Below are 17118 nucleotides of genomic sequence, written 5' to 3'. Positions count from 1 at the left end.
AGGGTTACGCGGCAGGTGCCTTGGCCTCTTCCAGCAGTTGCTGAATCATTTTCTCCTGGGTTTCGTAGGCGCCTTCACCAAAGTGGGTGTAACGCACCTGGCCCTTGGCGTCGATCAGGTAGTGAGCGGGCCAGTACTGGTTGTCGAAGGCGCGCCAGATCGCGTAGTTGTTGTCGATGGCCACCGGGTAGGTAATGCCGAGCTTTTTCACCTGATCCTTGACGTTGTCGATGATGCGCTCGTAACCGTATTCAGGGGTGTGGACGCCGACGACCACCAGGCCATCCTTCTCGTATTTCTTCGCCCAGTCCTTCACGTACGGCAAGGTATGCAGGCAGTTGATGCAGTCGTAAGTCCAGAAGTCCACCAGCACCACTTTGCCTTTGAGCGAGTCATTGCTCAGCGCTGGCGAGTTGAGCCACTGGACGGCACCGGACAGCGACGGCATGGCGCCTTGGGCGTTGTCCATGGAGTCGGCCTTGACCTTGCTGACGAAGTAGTCGACGACCTTCGGCACGGTTTCCAGCACACCTTTTTCGAGGCTGCTGACGCCTTCGGACGAGGTGCCGGCGAGCAGTGTCCTGTCGGCACCGGTGGAAATCACCGCCACGGTGGCCAGTACCGCTACACCGGCACCACGACGCAGCCAACCGGTGACCGGGATCGACGCTTTCAAGCGATTGACCAGGCCGCGACCGAAGAAGATCAAGGTGCCCAGGGACAACGCGCTGCCCAGGCCGTACGCCAGCAGCAACAGGCTGGTCTGGGCGTTGGCGCCTTGCAGCATGGCACCGGTGAGGATCACGCCGAGGATCGGGCCGGCACACGGTGCCCAGAGCAGACCCGTGGCCACGCCAATCATGACCGAACCCAGCGGGCCGGACATTTTGCGGGTGTCGGGGTCGAGGCGATTGCCCAGCGCCACGAACGGACGGGCCATCCAGTCTCCGACCCGGGCGGAAATCAGCGACAGGGCGAACAGCGCCATCACGATCAGGGCGACATGGCGACCGGTGTTGTTGGCTTGCACTACCCATTCGCTGCTGACCACCGCCAGGCTGGAGATCAGGGCGAAGGTCAGGACCATCCCGCCAAGGGTGAGCAGGATGGATGAACGCGTGCGCTTGACCCCGGCGAACAGGAACGGCACGACCGGGAGGATGCAGGGGCTGAGGACGGTCAATATGCCGCCCAGGAAAGCGATGAGAAACATGGTAATCACCTTGAAATAGAGAGGGACGACACACCACCGATCCCCTGTAGGAGTGAGCCTGCTCGCGATGGCGGCGTGTCAGTCGAATCAGTGTTACCTGACACACCGCCATCGCGAGCAGGCTCACTCCTACATTGGAATTGTGATGGGCTCAAAACAGTACTTGGGCTTCAGACCGTCTGGTTATCCAGCTGCTGGCCCTGCGGCGTACGGCTTGCACCGTCCTGTGCCAGGAAGGCATGTCCGCTCTGCTCCGCCACCGGCGTCAGTTGGAAGCAAGTCGCGCTGCCACAGCTTTTCTGTTCAACAGCGGCATTGGCATGGGCAGCAGCGCCGGCTACGGAGAAGGCAACAGCGGTCAAAAAGCGGGTGACGTTGTTCATGGTGTTCTTCCTGTTTCAATGGGGGTTGGCGATCGGTCAGCGAAGGACTCAGTTGTCCGAGTTGCAGCCGTCGGCAAATTTGCGGTAATCCAGCACCTGGGTCTTGTGCTGGGAATCCAGGTAGGTCAGCTTGGCATTCACAATCCCGCAGGAAGGCGCGGCGTCTTCTTTCACCGACACCACTTTCTTGATGTCCAGGTGGGTGCCGTAGGTGTAGGTTTTGGCGGTGACATCGGCGGCTTCGGCGCGGGCCGACAAGGTGCAGATGTTCAGGGCGGCAAACAGGCAAGCGGCGTAGATGGCTTTGGTGTTCATGGTATTTTCCTCAAGGCTTCAATGGGTAGGTCGTTCAATTGAGCCGAGGCGTTCTGGTTTGCCTCGATGGAACCCATTAGAAGCTCGCGAGGTATCTCGTCTGTGTCGAAAACAGCCGCGTGTAAATCGGTACGTATCAAAGTCGGCCCCTGATACAGAGCGATACAAAACCGCTGGAAAAGCGCATTTTTTACGTTTGCGTGTATCCGCCGCCACGCCAGATACACTGCAATACAAAGGGGGGCGGGCGAGCGGGCCAAGGCTCGATAGACTGCGCAACATCCCCCATTGATAGAGGCTTGGCCCCATGGAACACGTCGATCACATTCTCATCGTGGACGATGACCGCGAGATCCGGGAACTGGTAGGCAACTACCTCAAGAAGAACGGCCTGCGCACCACGGTCGTCGCCGACGGGCGTCAGATGCGCACCTTCCTTGACTCCACGCCGGTGGACCTGATCGTGCTCGACATCATGATGCCGGGCGACGACGGCCTGATGCTCTGCCGCGAGCTGCGCGCCGGCAAACACAAGGCCACGCCAGTACTGATGCTCACTGCCCGCAACGACGAAACCGACCGCATCATCGGCCTGGAAATGGGCGCCGACGATTACCTGGTCAAACCGTTCGCCGCTCGTGAACTGCTCGCACGAATCAACGCCGTACTGCGTCGCACGCGGATGCTGCCGCCGAACCTGGTGGTCACCGAAAGCGGTCGCCTGCTGGCGTTCGGGCGCTGGCGCCTGGACACCTCGGCGCGGCACTTGCTGGATGAAGACGGCACCATGGTCGCGCTCAGCGGCGCGGAATATCGATTGCTGCGGGTGTTCCTCGATCACCCTCAGCGGGTGCTCAATCGTGACCAGCTGCTCAACCTGACCCAGGGCCGCGACGCCGATCTGTTTGACCGTTCCATCGACTTGCTGGTGAGCCGCTTGCGCCAGCGTTTGCTGGACGATGCCCGCGAACCGGCCTACATCAAAACCGTGCGCAGCGAGGGCTATGTGTTTTCCCTGCCGGTGGAAGTGCTCGGTGCGCCGTCATGAACCTTTCGCTTCGTTGGCCCCGCACCCTCGCCTCGCGATTGTCACTGATCTTTCTGATCGGCCTGATCCTGGCCCAGGCGTTGTCCTTCGGCGCGCAGTATTACGAGCGTTACGAAAGCGCGAAAAACACCATGCTCGGCAACCTGGAAACCGACGTCTCGACGTCCATTGCGATCCTCGACCGTTTGCCGGCGGAAGAACGCATGAGCTGGCTGCAACAACTGAACCGCCGCAACTACCGTTATTTGCTGGACGAAGGCTCACCGGGCGTGGCCATGAGCGATACGCCCATCGCGATGACCTCGATCAAAGACGCCATCGGCAAGGATTACCCGATGACCGTGACTGACATTCCCGGCGAGCAGAAACACTTTCAGGTCCACCTGAAACTCGCGGATGGCAGCCCGGTGACCATCGACGTGAGGCCATCGATGATACCGTTGTCGCCGTGGTTGCCCATCGTCTTGCTGGGTCAGTTGGCGCTGATGATTCTCTGCACCTGGCTGGCCGTGCGAATCGCCATCCGCCCCCTCACCCGCCTTGCCGAGGCGGTGGACAACCTTGATCCCAACACCCACGCGGTGCACCTGGACGAAAAAGGCCCGACCGAAGTCGCCCATGCCGCCATCGCCTTCAATTCGATGCAGGCGCGCATCGCCGCGTACCTGAAGGAGCGCATGCAACTGCTGGCAGCGATTTCCCACGACCTGCAAACCCCAATCACCCGCATGAAACTGCGCGCCGAATTCATGGACGACTCCAGCGAGAAAGACAAACTGTGGAACGATCTCGGCGAGATGGAGCATCTGGTGCGCGAAGGCGTGGCCTATGCCCGCAGCGTTCACGGCGCCACCGAAGAGAGCCGCCGCACCGACCTGGATTCGTTCCTCGACAGCCTGGTGTTTGACTATCAGGACGTGGGCAAAGACGTGCAGCTCAGTGGCAAATGTGGCGCGGTGATCGATATCCGGCCGCATGCCTTGCGGCGGATCCTGGTGAACCTGACGGATAACGCACTGAAGTTCGCCGGGGCCGCTGAACTGTGGGTGGAAGCGAAAAATGGTGGCCTCTCGGTGAAGGTCATGGATCGCGGACCGGGGATAGCCGAAGAGGAATTGGCCCACGTAATGGAACCGTTTTACCGGGTAGAGAATTCGCGCAACCGCAGCACCGGCGGAACCGGTCTGGGGCTGGCGATTGCACAGCAATTGGCGTTGGCGCTCGGGGGATCGTTGACGTTGAGCAATCGTGAGGGCGGCGGGCTCTGCGCGGAGCTTCGGTTGCCGGTTTAGCTTCTGTAGGAGCGAGCGGTGCGGCGATCCGACTTGCCCGCGAAGGCCGTTACGCGGTTCCACTTGAGAACCGAGTCATCGTTCTTCGCGGGCAAGCCTCGCTCCTACAAACGGCCCAAAGGCGAAAGAAAGCCTTTATATTGTCGGACACAGTCGCGCGCACCCGACAGCAACCGACACTTATAGGGATATTGGCAAATGGATGACAACCGAAGGCCCATCAAGACGCGCTCTGCGGGCTGGGCGAAACACATCACCGACCTTCTGGTGAAAAGAGACATCTCCCCCAATCAGATCTCCGTCGCCAGCATCGCCTTTGCGCTCGCCGGGGCGGTGGCACTGAATATCGATAACGGTCTTGTCGGCTCGCTCCTCTGCGCCGTGGGCATTCAATTGCGCCTGCTGTGCAATCTTTTCGACGGAATGGTGGCGATCGAGGGCGGCAAGAAATCCGACATCGGCAGCCTCTACAACGAATTCCCCGACCGCATCGCCGACAGCCTGCTGATCGTCGCGCTGGGGTATGCCATCGGCTACGCCGATCTCGGCTGGTTCGCTGCGCTGGCCGCGGCGCTGACGGCGTATGTCAGGGTGTTCGGCGGTTCGATTGGTCTGAAGCAGAGCTTCATGGGCCCCATGGCCAAACAGCACAGAATGGCCGTGATGACCGCTAGCCTTGTGTTGAATGCCGTCGAAGCCACCGTTTATGGCACTCACTACGTGCTGTTGATCGCGCTAATCATCATCGCAGCCGGCTCCGCTGCGACCTGCGTCACGCGAACCCTGGCCATCTCGCGCCAACTGAAGGGGAATCACCATGTGGATCAGTAACGCGCTGATTTCTGTTCTTCGATTCCTCATAGGCGTCACCGCCCGCTGGGAAAGCCCACCGGACCTGACACGCCAGCGCATCTATTTCGCCAATCACTCCAGCCACATGGACACCTTGGCAATCATCGCCGCCCTGCCACCGGAAGCACGGGTGAACGTGAAACCGGTCGCGGCGGCTGACTACTGGGGAAAGAACCGGTTTCTGTCGTACATCTCGCAGAAAGGCTTGAATGCGGTGCTGATCGATCGTAACCCCGCACCCGGCGTCAACGTGCTGGAGCCGATTTTCGATGTGGTGCGCGCCGGCCATTCGATCATCATCTTTCCGGAAGGCACGCGCGGCAGCGAGGCGTTGCCCGGCCCTTTCAAATCGGGTCTGTTCCGCTTGGCCGAGACGTTCCCCGAGGTGGACCTGGTGCCCATCTACCTGGAAAACCTGCATCGCTCCATGCCAAAAGGCAAACACGTGCCGCTGCCCATTATCTGCACGATCCGTATCGGCGACCCGCTGCAACGGATCAGCGGCGAGGAAAAACAGGTGTTTCTGGATCGGGCGCGTAATGCGATTGTGAGGTTGTCGGAATGAATCTTGATGAAAAGTTTTTGTGGTTCTTCGGCGCCATTGCCGGCCTGTTGGCCATCGCTTCGATCATCGGCCGGATACTGGCCAAGCGCGCTACGACAGAAGGCTCGATCTCGACCATCGAAAACCTCAATCAGCGCGTAAATGCCTGGTGGGGGATGGTGATCATCTTCTTCGTCTCCTACCTGCTGGGCGGGAACGCGACGGTCATTCTGTTTGGCTTCATTTCCCTGTTCGCGCTCCGGGAATTCATCACCCTGACGCCGACCCGGCCTGGCGACCACAACGCGCTGTTTTCGGCGTTTTTCATTCTGATCCCGCTGCAATACGTACTGATCGGCACGCATTGGTATTCGCTGTTCACGCTGTTGATTCCGGTGTACGCCTTCCTGCTGTTGCCGGCGATTGCGGTGCTGAGCCAGGACACCGACGCCTTCCTGGAACGGGCGGCCAAGATCCAGTGGGGGGTGATGATTTGCGTCTACTGCATCAGCCACGCGCCGGCCCTGTTGCTGCTGGATCTGGAAGGTTTCAAGGGACAGAACGCGCTGCTGCTGTTCTATCTGGTCTTCGTCGTCCAGTTGAGTGATGTGTTGCAGTACGTGTTCGGCAAACTCTTCGGCAAGCACAAGGTTGCGCCGCTGGTGAGTCCGTCGAAAACGGTGGAAGGACTGGTGGGTGGCGGTCTGTCGGCCACGCTGATTGGCGGGTGCATGTTCTGGATGACGCCGTTCAGTTTTTGGCAGTCGCTGCTGATGTCGCTGGTGATCGTGGTGATGGGTTTTCTGGGTGGGCTGGTCATGTCGGCCATTAAACGCAGCCTGAGTGCGAAGGACTGGGGGACCATGATTAAAGGTCATGGCGGCATGCTTGATCGGATGGACTCGATTTGCTTTGCGGCGCCGATATTCTTTCACCTGACGCGGTATTTTTTCTCCGTCCAATAAACACCGGGTAACCCTGTAGGAGTGAGCCTGCTCGCGATAGCGGTGGGTCAGTCGACATCAGTGTCGGATGTGATTCAGTCATCGCGAGCAGGCTCGCTCCTACAGGGACAAGTGGTGGTTGGGAGATTGGGGTGGGTCAGGCTTTTATGCCGACCACCCCTTCCCCATGCATCTGCCGCAACAACGCCGCCCCGCTCTCCATAAATTCTGACGACCCGGTGGTCCCCGCCTCCGCCGCCAATCCTTCCAGTTGCGAGCGCCCATCCAGCTCTGGAAATTCCTCGATCCGCTGTAACAACCGCCATGCCAACGGGCTCAGCTCGGAAAATTTCACACTCCAGTCTTCGGCCCGACGCACCAGCAATAACGTGGGTTGAGGCGGTGCAACGCCTGGCTGATGATCCGGCCCCACCAACTGCACCGGCCACGCATACGCCAATGGCCAGGCCAGCGGCGAAATCTGCAACGGTCGATCCAGCAAAAACCCGGCATCGCTGGCGGGCAATGGCGCAGCCTCGGATTGCTGCAAGGCCATCTCGACCCATTCGTAATGCGCCAGTTCCACCATGAAAGGCGGCCACACGCCCTCGCTCAACGCTTGCGGCCCGGAGGCCAGGAACTCGACAAACTCTTGGGCGATTTCGCCGAATTTCGGCGTGTGCGCACGGTAGTCCCGCAGGAAGATTCGCACCAGCGAACGCCAGCGTTCATCTCCAAGAATCTTGATCAGCACCGGAAAGGTCCCGCTGAGCAACGCCGACAGGTTGGCGAAAATCAGGTCGCGGTAAACCTGTGCCCGCGCCACATCCATTCCGGCCGGCGGCGCGCAGTGATCGGGATCGCGCAGGTACAGACCCAGGGTGGATTGCTGTTGATGCAACGAGTGCTTATCCACGGTTCACCCCCTCGGCCTGCAAACGGCGAATGGTCTGCAATTCGGCCACCAGTTCAGAGAACGCCGGAAAGTTGAAATCCCGCTCCAGCAACGTCGGCTGCGCGCCGAAACGTGCGTACGCTTGCGCCAGCATCGACCAGACCACCGGTTTCACCGACGCGCCATGGGTGTCGATTTTCAACGTATCGGACTCATCGAAGTGCCCGGCCACGTGCATCGCCACCACCCGGCCCGAATCAATGTTCGCCAGAAAGGTCTGCGGATCGAACCCATGATTGATCGAGTTGACGTAGACATTGTTGACGTCCAGCAACAGGTCGCAATCGGCTTCACGCAGTACCGCATTGGTGAACGTCACTTCGTCCATGTCCTGCTGGGGCGCGGCGTAGTAGGACACGTTTTCCACCGCCAGGCGCCGACCGAGAATGTCCTGAGCCTGGCGAATTCGCGCGGACACGTGATGCACCGCTTCTTCGGTAAATGGCAGCGGCAACAGGTCGTAAAGGTGACCGTCATCGCTGCAATAACTCAGGTGCTCGCTGTACAGCGGCACGTTGTATTGATCGAGGAACACGCGGACTTCCTGGAGAAATCCGACGTCCAGCGGCGAAGGTCCACCCAACGACAGGGACAAGCCGTGACAGGACAACGGAAAACGCTCAGCCAGGGCGCGCAACGCATGGCCATGGGCACCGCCGATGCCGATCCAGTTTTCCGGCGCGACTTCCAGAAAGTCGAAATCGCTGGTACGGGCGGCCTCAAGGTCCTTCATTAAACCGCGACGCAGGCCAAGCCCGACGGTCGCTTTCGCTGAGGTGATGGGGGTCTGCATGGTGTCGGTCTCAAGGGTTGCCAGTACGGAATCACAGTTAACCGAAGTGCTGTATCGGGTCTGTGTTCCGGTCCGGCGGTAAATCGCAGCGGTTGTATCGCCGGCGGGTCTGTACACACTTCGGTACAGACCCTTCGGCAGGCGTTACGCCAGGTCGTATTTCTCGCGCACCAGATGGCCGATGCCGATGCGATCGAGCACGTTCATCGGGCACAGGAAGGTCACGCGCACCGTGCCCGGCAAGCGGCTGATGTCGATTGAGCCGGTGATGGTCGCGCGGTTGAGCACTTCGTCATACGGCAGGCCGGTGACCGACGCGGCGCGTTTCAAGCCGTTCTCCACCGCGACGTTGAGATTCTCGCCGCTGCCGATAAAGGTGATCGGGCCGCTCTGCTCGATCTCGGTCTGACCCCAACGCTCGCCCAGTTCGCGGACTTTCTGCCGCTGTTCGGCACTCATCGGCCGGGCCATCGGTGGCAGATCGTCGAGGTTTTGCAACAGGATCGGCCCTTCCAGCGTGAGGTTTTTCACCACCTCCACCACGACCTCGGTTTCCCCGGAGCAATCGGTGGCGTGCCCGGCGATCTCGCCGTTGCCTTGCTGGGCGTGCATATCGCCCATGTACACACCGGCCCCCGGCACTTTCACCGGGCAGATCAAGACGCAGCCTTCGCGAATCGAGTTGGTGTCCATATGGCCATCGGTCTTGGCCGCGTGCAGTTCTTCGCGGGTCATGCCGAAACGGTGTGGCGCGTTGATCAGGTATTGGCCGAAGTCGGCGCAGTTGTGCGAGTCGGGCAAGTCACGGGACGGCGTGGTACCGATGTTGCCGAGGAACGGCCGCATGTGCGCGGCAACGCCGGGGATGTCGGCGCGGGCCAGGGACAGGATCGAATGCTGGGCCGCGAACTCGGGCAGCGCCGACATTTCGGAAGCATTGCCGGCCAGTTGGTTGGCAATCTCCTGATTGACCGTCAGGCTGACCTGGTTTTGCGCATCGAACACGATCACGTAGCCATGGCTGAAGCGAAACGCGCTGACCTCGGCGCCACAGTTATTACAACGAATCGACTCTTCGCCAATGCCTTCGACATGGCTGGCCGGGTGGTCGGTGCCGCACTTGGAGCAGAATTTGGCGACGAACGGGTCGCCGTTGTAGCGCCCCTCAACAAAGCTCATGACCCCGGACGACGTCGCCAGCGAGGTGACGCGCATGCTTTTGATCTTGATTGCCACCGCATCGCCGATTTCTGCACCGGCGATGGCCACCGGTTGCGTCACTTCGTGGCCGCCCTCGAAGGCCGGCGTGATCATCGGGCCCCAGCAGCCCGGCGGTGTGCCGGTAATCAGCGTGCCGCCGTCGGCGAGCGGCCCGAGCATCGGCTGGCTTGGGCCGATGATGCCTTGGGTGTAGTGATCGACGCGCAAGCGATTGACGGGTGTTGATTTCAAGGTGGGTTCAGACAGGAGCGATGTCATTGTGTCCCCTTGTCCGCAGACGGTGCGGAACGGTATCAGGAGCGAAACGGCCGCCTGCTGCGACGGCCATGAAGTTGCGGCGACCGCCCTTTTTTCGGGGCGCCGGACAGCCTTCGCAGTTCATCGCAGGTTTGTATCTCGTCTGTGTTCGGCAGTGCCCCGGAATTGGGGGAAACTGTATCGAGGAGGGGTTTGGATACAGTGGGATACACGCAGTACCACTGGCATCGGTGCGCCGCAGTGCCGGGGGCGGTCGAGTGAATACAATTCCCAAAAACACCACCAATCCCTGTAGGAGTGAGCCTGCCGGGGGGATGTGGGCTTTCGTCGCTCCAGGCCGTGGCGCATGGGGCTCGTACTAAACTTACTGCACGCGGGACGTGCAGAGCGTCCTGTTCATTCCCACGACCACCGCCCAGGGGTGAACGCCTCGAAAAACAAGGCCTCTGGACGGTGATCCTGTTGAAGGAGCACACGTGATGGACGAGGCCAGACTCAATGATTTCATGGGCAAACTGGTGAACGACATGGGCGGCGCGGCGATGCTCGCCAACGTCATCCTGGGCGAAGAGCTCGGCCTGTACCGGGCAATGGCCGACAGTCAGCCAATCACCCCTGAAGCACTCGCTGACAAGACCGGCTGCAACCCCCGCCTGCTGCGTGAATGGCTCAGCGCCCACGCCGCTTCCGGTTATATGGAACATGAGGGCGGCCAGTTCCGCCTGCCCGAAGAGCAAGCCCTGGCCTTGGCCATCGAAGACTCACCGGTCTATATCGCGGGCGGTGTCGGGGTGGTCGCGTCGTTTTTCCATGACAAGGACAAACTGGTCAATGCCATGCGCGGCAACGGCGCCTTGGCCTGGGGCGATCACCATCCGTGCATGTTCAGCGGCACGGAGCGGTTCTTCCGGCCCGGCTACAAGGCGCACCTGATCGCCGAATGGCTGCCGGCCCTCGACGGCGTGGTCGCCAAACTGCAGGCTGGCGCCAAAGTCGCCGACATCGGCTGCGGCCATGGTGCTTCCACCGTGATCATGGCCCAGGCATTCCCGGACTCGCGGTTCGTCGGTTTCGACTACCACGCACCGTCCATCACCGTCGCCACCCAGCGCGCCGAAGAAGGTGGCGTTTCCGAGCGCGCGCGGTTCTTCCAGGGCACCGCAAAAAGCTTCCCCGGCGACGACTATGACCTGGTCTGCTACTTCGACTGCCTGCACGACATGGGCGACCCGGTGGGCGCGGCAAAACACGCTTATGAGTCGCTGAAAGCGGACGGCACGGTGCTGCTGGTGGAACCGTTCGCCAACGACTCGCTGGACGACAACGTCACCCCGGTTGGCCGACTGTTCTATGCCGCCTCGACCTTCATTTGCACACCGAACTCGCTGTCCCAAGAGGTCGGCCTGGGGCTCGGCGCTCAGGCCGGTGAGGCGCGGTTGCGCAAGGTCTTCACCGAGGCGGGGTTCAAGAGTTTCCGGCGGGCCACGGAAACGCCGTTCAACCTGATTCTGGAGGCGCGTAAATAATCCGTGGACCTGTGGCGCATGGCTTGCACGTGATGGCGTTTTTGAAATCGCCTTCGCCGGCAAGCCGTGCTCCTACAGGGTGATCGGCGATGCTACTCTGCAGACACTCAAGGCCCTGCGGAGTGTTGAACATGCTCGACGAACAACTCGATCGGCTCCAGCAGCTGATGGCCGATCAACCGTTTGTGGTGCTGACCGGCGCCGGCATCAGCACTCCGTCGGGCATACCGGACTACCGCGACAACCAGGGCGTGCGCCGCGGCCGGCAACCAATGATGTATCAGGAATTTCTGTCGGCCCCGGAATCACGCCGACGCTATTGGGCGCGGGCGATGCTCGGCTGGCCGCGCGTGCGCCAGGCTCAGCCGAACGTGGCCCACGAAGCCTTGGCCAGTTTGCAAAGTACCCGGCAGATCAGCGGGCTGATCACCCAGAACGTCGACACCCTGCACGACCAGGCCGGCAGCCATGATGTGATCGAACTCCATGGCAGCCTGCACCGGGTGCTGTGCCTGGACTGCGGGCAGCGCAGCGAGCGGGATTCGATTCAGCAATTGATGGAAGCGCAGAACCCCTACCTGGCCGGAGTCGAAGCAGTGCAGGCGCCGGATGGCGATACGCTGCTGGATGCAGCGTTCGAGGCTCGGTTTCAAGTGCCGCAGTGTCCGCATTGCGCGGGTGAGCGGATGAAGCCGGATGTGGTGTTTTTTGGCGAGAATGTCGCGCAGGTGACGGCGGCCAAGGCAATGGCTGCGGTGGAACAGGCTGCGGGGTTGTTGGTCGTGGGGTCGTCGCTGATGGCGTATTCGGCGTTTCGGTTGTGTCGGGTGGTGGCGGATCAGGGGAAGCCGTTGATGGCGATCAATTTGGGCAAGACCCGGGCGGATGAGCTTCTTGATCTGAAGATTGAGGCTTCGTGCGAACAGCTTTTGCCCTTACTGGCCCAGCGCCTCTCCTCCTGATCACCCAAAAACCCTGTAGGAGTGAGCCTGCTCGCGATAGCGGTGTATCAGGCAAAAATGGTGCTGACTGACACTCCGCTATCGCGAGCAGGCTCACTCCTACAGGGGATTGTGATCAGGGCATCGAAATTCGTTGGCCGAGGTTTTCGGCTTTGAGGATATCGAACAACGCCTGCGCCGCCGCCGACAGTTCCACCCCTGGCTTGGTCAACACGCCAATCGCCCGCTCCACCACCGGGTCGCGCAAGGTAATGCACCGCGCGCCCAACTCGCGCATCTGCCCGGCGCACAACGCTGGAACGGCGCTGACGCCCAACCCGCTGGCGACCATTCGCCCGACCGTCGCCAGCTGATGGCTCTCGAACTCCACTGGCAACTTCATCCCTCGCGCCTGCAAGTGCTCTTCCAGCATCACCCGCACTGTCGACGGGCGTTGCAAGGTAATGAACGGTTCCTTGAGCAAGGTTTGCCAATCGATGTCTTGCAGTTCGGCAAAGGGAGAATCGTCCGGCACCACGGCAACAAAACGGTCCCTGTACAACGGCGTGAATTCCAGCGATGAACTCTGCGTCGGTTCAAACGCCACGCCCAACTCCACCTGCCGGTCGCGCACCATTTCCAGCACCTGTTCGTTGATCACGTCGTTCACCGTGACGTTGACTTTGGGATAACGGGCGCGAAAGGTCTTGAGGATCGGCGGCAGCAGATTGCCGGCAAATGAGGGCATCGCCGCCAGGGTCACGCGCCCGCGCTGAAGGGTGAAACGCTGGCGCAGTTCATCCTCGGCGTTGTCCCAGTCCGCAATCAACCGGCGCGCCAGTGGCACCAGGGATTCGCCTTCGGCCGTCAACGCCACATTGCGCGTGTTGCGGGTGAACAATCGCCCGCCCAGCCCCTCCTCCAGGGCCTTGATGGTCAGGCTCAAGGCCGATTGCGACAGGTGCAACCGCTCGCACGCCACGGCGAAACTCAAACTCTGGGCCACGGCCAGGAATGCGCGGATCTGCTTGACGGTCATGCGCGGTCTCTCCAAGGTCACTACAGTAATTCAACGTAAACGCACGCTCCCTGTAGGAGCTGTCGAGTGAAACGAGGCTGCGATCTTTTGATCTTGTTTTTTAAGATCAAAGTCAAAAGATCGCAGCCTCGTTTCACTCGACAGCTCCTACAGGCTCCTATGGCCTCACATTGGTGAGTTTTATCTATCAATCAACCTTAAAAATCAACTTAACAAATTAATTTGTCAGCGCGACACTCACTTCCACTACGGCTAGCCAGCCGCCCACAAAGAATAAAAGAGGTGCATATGGCAGGTTTCGACAAGCGCGTGAGTTCCTACGAGGAAGCTCTGGCAGGTCTTGAAGACGGCATGACCGTGATCGCCGGTGGCTTCGGCCTGTGCGGGATCCCGGAAAACCTGATCGCCGAGATCAAGCGCAAAGGCACCCGTGACCTCACCGTGGTTTCCAACAATTGCGGCGTCGACGGTTTCGGCCTCGGTGTGCTGCTGGAAGACCGCCAGATCAAAAAAGTAGTGGCCTCCTACGTTGGCGAGAACAAACTGTTTGAAGACCAACTGCTCAAAGGCGAAATCGAAGTCGTCCTGACCCCGCAAGGCACCCTCGCCGAAAAAATGCGCGCAGGCGGTGCCGGCATCCCTGCTTTCTTCACCGCCACCGGCGTCGGCACGCCCGTTGCCGATGGCAAGGAAGTGCGCGAATTCCATGGCCGCCAGTACCTGATGGAAGAATCCATCACCGGTGACTTCGCCATCGTCAAAGGCTGGAAAGCCGACCATTTCGGCAACGTGATTTATCGCCACACCGCCCAGAACTTCAACCCGCTGGCCGCCACTGCCGGCAAGATCACCGTGGTCGAAGTCGAAGAAATCGTCGAACCCGGCGAGCTGGACCCGTCGCAGATCCACACCCCTGGCATCTACGTCGACCGGGTCATTTGCGGCACGTTCGAGAAGCGCATCGAACAGCGCACCGTGCGTAAGTGATCTCCAGCCCCCGGACCTGAAGGAAAAACAACAATGGCACTTTCCCGCGAACAAATGGCTCAACGCGTCGCCCGCGAAATGCAGGACGGCTTTTACGTGAACCTGGGCATCGGCATTCCGACCCTCGTCGCCAACTACATCCCTGAAGGCATGGAAGTCATGCTGCAGTCGGAAAACGGCTTGCTCGGCATGGGTCCTTTTCCTACTGAAGAAACCATCGATGCCGACATGATCAACGCCGGCAAGCAAACCGTGACCGCGCGTATCGGCGCTTCGATCTTTTCCTCGGCCGAGTCCTTCGCGATGATTCGCGGTGGTCACGTCGACCTGACCGTGCTCGGTGCGTTTGAAGTCGACGCGCAAGGCAACATCGCCTCGTGGATGATCCCCGGCAAGCTGGTCAAGGGCATGGGCGGCGCGATGGACCTGGTGGCCGGTGCAGACAACATCATCGTCATCATGACCCACGCGTCCAAGGACGGTGAGTCCAAGCTCCTGTCCAAATGCAGCCTGCCGCTGACCGGCGCCGGGTGCATCAAGCGTGTGCTGACCGACCTGGCTTATCTTGAAATCGAAAACGGCGCGTTCATTCTCAAAGAACGTGCGCCGGGCGTCAGCGTCGAAGAGATTGTCGCCAAGACCGCCGGTAAACTGATCGTGCCGGATCACGTTCCGGAAATGCAGTTCGCTGCCCAGTGAGGAATCATTCCATGCAAGAAGTCGTCATTGTCGCCGCCACCCGTACTGCCATCGGCAGTTTCCAGGGTTCGCTGGCCAGTGTTTCCGCGGTTGACCTCGGCGCTGCGGTGATCCGCCAGCTGCTGGCGCAAACCGGCCTGGACGTTGCTGAAGTCGATGAAGTGATCATGGGCCAGGTATTGACCGCCGGTGCCGGGCAAAACCCTGCGCGACAGTCGGCGATCAAGGCCGGCCTGCCGTTTACCGTGCCGGCCATGACCCTGAACAAGGTCTGCGGCTCGGGCCTCAAAGCCCTGCACCTGGCCACCCAGGCGATTCGCTGCGGCGACGCCGACGTGATCATTGCCGGCGGCCAGGAAAACATGAGCCTGTCCAACTACGTCATGCCCGGTGCGCGCACCGGTCTGCGCATGGGTCACGCGCAAATCGTCGACACCATGATCAGCGACGGCCTGTGGGATGCGTTCAACGATTACCACATGGGCATCACCGCCGAGAACCTGGCGGAGAAGTACAGCCTGACCCGCGAGCAACAGGACGCCTTCGCCGCGGCCTCGCAGCAGAAAGCCACGGCCGCCATCGAAGCCGGGCGTTTTGTTGATGAGATCACACCGATCCTGATTCCTCAGCGCAAGGGTGATCCACTGTCCTTCGCCACCGATGAGCAGCCGCGCGCCGGCACCACCGCCGAAGCGCTAGGCAAACTGAAACCGGCCTTCAAGAAGGACGGTTCGGTGACCGCCGGTAACGCCTCGTCCCTGAACGACGGCGCCGCCGCCGTGATCCTGATGAGCGCCGACAAAGCCAAGGCCCTGGGCCTGCCAGTGCTGGCGAAAATCGCTGCTTACGCCAACGCGGGCGTCGACCCGGCAATCATGGGCATCGGCCCGGTATCGGCTACTCGTCGCTGCCTGAGCAAGGCCGGCTGGTCCATCGACCAACTGGACCTGATCGAAGCCAACGAAGCCTTCGCCGCGCAATCCCTGGCGGTGGCCAAGGACCTGGAATGGGACTTGAACAAGGTCAACGTCAACGGCGGCGCCATTGCCCTGGGCCATCCGATCGGTGCGTCGGGCTGCCGGGTGCTGGTGACCTTGCTGCACGAAATGATCAAGCGTGACGCCAAGAAAGGCCTCGCCACCTTGTGCATCGGTGGTGGTCAGGGTGTAGCGCTGGCGATCGAGCGGGCGTAAAGCGTTCAACGGACTGTGCGGGGACCCACGAAGAACCGCGCGGTCTGGTAACACCCCCGGTGCGACTCATGTCGCACCGGGTCCTACAGTTCACACATCTTTGCTGCGCCGCTTACTGTGTAGCAGCTGGCGAAGCCTGCGTTCGGCTGCGCAGCAGTCGTGAAACCTGAGTACATGGTCTTTCTGACACACCGCATTGCCTGATTTTACGACTGCTGCGCAGCCGAACGCAGGCTTCGCCAGCTGCTACACGGGCCGTGTTGTCAGGCAAATTTCACCAGGTTCAGCGTGGGCAACGGCCCGCCCGGAAACTGCGCCAGTCGCGCGCCGACACTCAATTCTCCAAGGTCAATTCCGAAGAAACCCAATCGCTCGGTCAACCCGATCACTTGAGCTTTCGCCTCGGCATCGTCGCCAGACACAAACAGCACCCGCTGACCGCCCTCCGCCGCCGGATCGCTTTCCAGCAAACGCGCCGCCAGATGATTGAACGCCTTGACCACTCGCGCTCCAGGCACCCACTGGGCAAACACTTCGCTCGACATCCGCCCATTCAGATCAACCGCTTTGAACAACGGCGCCTCGATCGAATTGTTCGCGTCGATGACGATCCGCCCACCGAAATCCGGCAGGCCGGCCAACGCGACCGGCAGCTTCGACCAGTTGACCGCCACCAGCACGATCGCTTGTGCAGCAGCTTCTTCGCGGGTGCCGGCGCGTGCCGTCGGCCCGAGTTCTTGCACCAGCGCGGCCAGGCTTTCGGGGCCACGGCTGTTGGCGATCACGATTTCAATGCCTTTGCGTGAAAGCGCCCGGGCAAAGGCTGAGCCGATGGCGCCGGCACCGATGATTCCAATGGTGTTCATGAGTGTTCACTCCGAGTGGGTTGTCGTTGGCGTGAATACTGCGCTTGCC

At 60.8% G+C, this 17118-nt stretch carries 18 protein-coding genes; 10 read left to right on the top strand and 8 right to left on the bottom strand.

Translation table 11 applies throughout. The features are described from left to right. Positions 1–4 precede the first annotated feature (4 nt). From ACYZTY_RS10130 to ACYZTY_RS10120, 3 genes are all read right to left on the bottom strand, one after another. On the bottom strand, positions 5–1213 hold the full coding sequence (locus ACYZTY_RS10130; protein WP_461958345.1) for a cytochrome c biogenesis protein DipZ: 1209 nt from the start codon (positions 1211–1213) through the stop codon (positions 5–7). A gap of 170 nt (positions 1214–1383) precedes the next feature. Further along, positions 1384–1596: a hypothetical protein gene (locus tag ACYZTY_RS10125; RefSeq protein WP_461958344.1), complete on the bottom strand. Its 213-nt coding sequence runs from the start codon at positions 1594–1596 to the stop codon at positions 1384–1386. A gap of 48 nt (positions 1597–1644) precedes the next feature. Next, on the bottom strand, positions 1645–1911 hold the full coding sequence (locus ACYZTY_RS10120; RefSeq protein ID WP_461958343.1) for a DUF2790 domain-containing protein: 267 nt from the start codon (positions 1909–1911) through the stop codon (positions 1645–1647). Positions 1912–2218: 307 nt separating this feature from the next. Here ACYZTY_RS10120 and ACYZTY_RS10115 point away from each other — a divergent pair, with 307 nt between their 5' ends. The 5 genes from ACYZTY_RS10115 to ACYZTY_RS10095 all read left to right on the top strand — a co-directional run bounded on the left by ACYZTY_RS10115 (position 2219) and on the right by ACYZTY_RS10095 (position 6612). Then, positions 2219–2959, top strand: coding sequence for a response regulator (locus tag ACYZTY_RS10115; protein WP_461958342.1), 741 nt, complete (start codon positions 2219–2221; stop codon positions 2957–2959). Continuing rightward, the gene (locus ACYZTY_RS10110; protein WP_461958341.1) at positions 2956–4251 is read left to right on the top strand and encodes an ATP-binding protein; all 1296 of its coding nucleotides are present in this window, start codon (positions 2956–2958) and stop codon (positions 4249–4251) included. The genes ACYZTY_RS10115 and ACYZTY_RS10110 overlap by 4 nt, the downstream gene beginning before the upstream one ends. Before the next feature lie 198 nt (positions 4252–4449). Further along, complete coding sequence (locus tag ACYZTY_RS10105) at positions 4450–5082, top strand: CDP-alcohol phosphatidyltransferase family protein (protein WP_461958340.1); 633 nt, start codon at positions 4450–4452, stop codon at positions 5080–5082. After that, the gene (locus ACYZTY_RS10100) at positions 5069–5668 is read left to right on the top strand and encodes a lysophospholipid acyltransferase family protein (protein ID WP_461958339.1); all 600 of its coding nucleotides are present in this window, start codon (positions 5069–5071) and stop codon (positions 5666–5668) included. Before ACYZTY_RS10105 ends, ACYZTY_RS10100 begins: the two co-directional genes overlap by 14 nt. Continuing rightward, complete coding sequence (locus ACYZTY_RS10095) at positions 5665–6612, top strand: phosphatidate cytidylyltransferase (RefSeq protein WP_461958338.1); 948 nt, start codon at positions 5665–5667, stop codon at positions 6610–6612. The genes ACYZTY_RS10100 and ACYZTY_RS10095 overlap by 4 nt, the downstream gene beginning before the upstream one ends. Before the next feature lie 136 nt (positions 6613–6748). On the opposite strand, the gene ACYZTY_RS10090 is transcribed toward ACYZTY_RS10095, so the two are convergent. From ACYZTY_RS10090 to ACYZTY_RS10080, 3 genes are all read right to left on the bottom strand, one after another. Continuing rightward, positions 6749–7507 (bottom strand): HvfC family RiPP maturation protein, encoded by a 759-nt coding sequence (locus ACYZTY_RS10090; protein WP_461958337.1) that lies wholly within the window; start codon positions 7505–7507, stop codon positions 6749–6751. After that, positions 7500–8339, bottom strand: coding sequence for an HvfB family MNIO-type RiPP peptide maturase (locus tag ACYZTY_RS10085; protein WP_461958336.1), 840 nt, complete (start codon positions 8337–8339; stop codon positions 7500–7502). Before ACYZTY_RS10085 ends, ACYZTY_RS10090 begins: the two co-directional genes overlap by 8 nt. A 144-nt stretch (positions 8340–8483) precedes the next feature. Next, positions 8484–9818, bottom strand: coding sequence for an acetamidase/formamidase family protein (locus ACYZTY_RS10080; protein WP_461958335.1), 1335 nt, complete (start codon positions 9816–9818; stop codon positions 8484–8486). Between the two features lie 479 nt (positions 9819–10297). Between ACYZTY_RS10080 and ACYZTY_RS10075 the strand changes: the two genes are divergently transcribed. Continuing rightward, entirely contained in the window at positions 10298–11344 is a 1047-nt protein-coding gene (locus tag ACYZTY_RS10075; RefSeq protein ID WP_461958334.1) for a class I SAM-dependent methyltransferase, read from the top strand. Between the two features lie 131 nt (positions 11345–11475). Then, on the top strand, positions 11476–12306 hold the full coding sequence (locus ACYZTY_RS10070) for an NAD-dependent protein deacetylase (RefSeq protein WP_461958333.1): 831 nt from the start codon (positions 11476–11478) through the stop codon (positions 12304–12306). A 115-nt stretch (positions 12307–12421) separates the two neighbouring features. On the opposite strand, the gene ACYZTY_RS10065 is transcribed toward ACYZTY_RS10070, so the two are convergent. Further along, positions 12422–13324, bottom strand: coding sequence for a LysR substrate-binding domain-containing protein (locus ACYZTY_RS10065; protein WP_461958332.1), 903 nt, complete (start codon positions 13322–13324; stop codon positions 12422–12424). A 288-nt stretch (positions 13325–13612) separates the two neighbouring features. Between ACYZTY_RS10065 and ACYZTY_RS10060 the strand changes: the two genes are divergently transcribed. From ACYZTY_RS10060 to ACYZTY_RS10050, 3 genes are read left to right on the top strand one after another with little or no spacing between them, the layout of a single operon-like run. Continuing rightward, positions 13613–14311 carry a CoA transferase subunit A gene (locus ACYZTY_RS10060; RefSeq protein ID WP_131063187.1) on the top strand — a complete coding sequence of 233 codons (699 nt, stop codon included), beginning with the start codon at positions 13613–13615 and terminating at the stop codon, positions 14309–14311. A 33-nt stretch (positions 14312–14344) separates the two neighbouring features. After that, positions 14345–15010 carry a CoA transferase subunit B gene (locus tag ACYZTY_RS10055; protein ID WP_461958331.1) on the top strand — a complete coding sequence of 222 codons (666 nt, stop codon included), beginning with the start codon at positions 14345–14347 and terminating at the stop codon, positions 15008–15010. Positions 15011–15021: 11 nt separating this feature from the next. Continuing rightward, on the top strand, positions 15022–16203 hold the full coding sequence (locus tag ACYZTY_RS10050; protein ID WP_461958330.1) for an acetyl-CoA C-acetyltransferase: 1182 nt from the start codon (positions 15022–15024) through the stop codon (positions 16201–16203). Positions 16204–16466: 263 nt separating this feature from the next. Here ACYZTY_RS10050 and ACYZTY_RS10045 read toward each other — a convergent pair whose 3' ends face one another. Then, entirely contained in the window at positions 16467–17069 is a 603-nt protein-coding gene (locus ACYZTY_RS10045; protein ID WP_461958329.1) for an NADPH-dependent F420 reductase, read from the bottom strand. Positions 17070–17118 lie beyond the last annotated feature (49 nt).

It is taken from the genome of Pseudomonas sp. LB1P83, from assembly GCF_054897885.1.
This window is presented reverse-complemented; position numbering and strand designations above follow the sequence as displayed.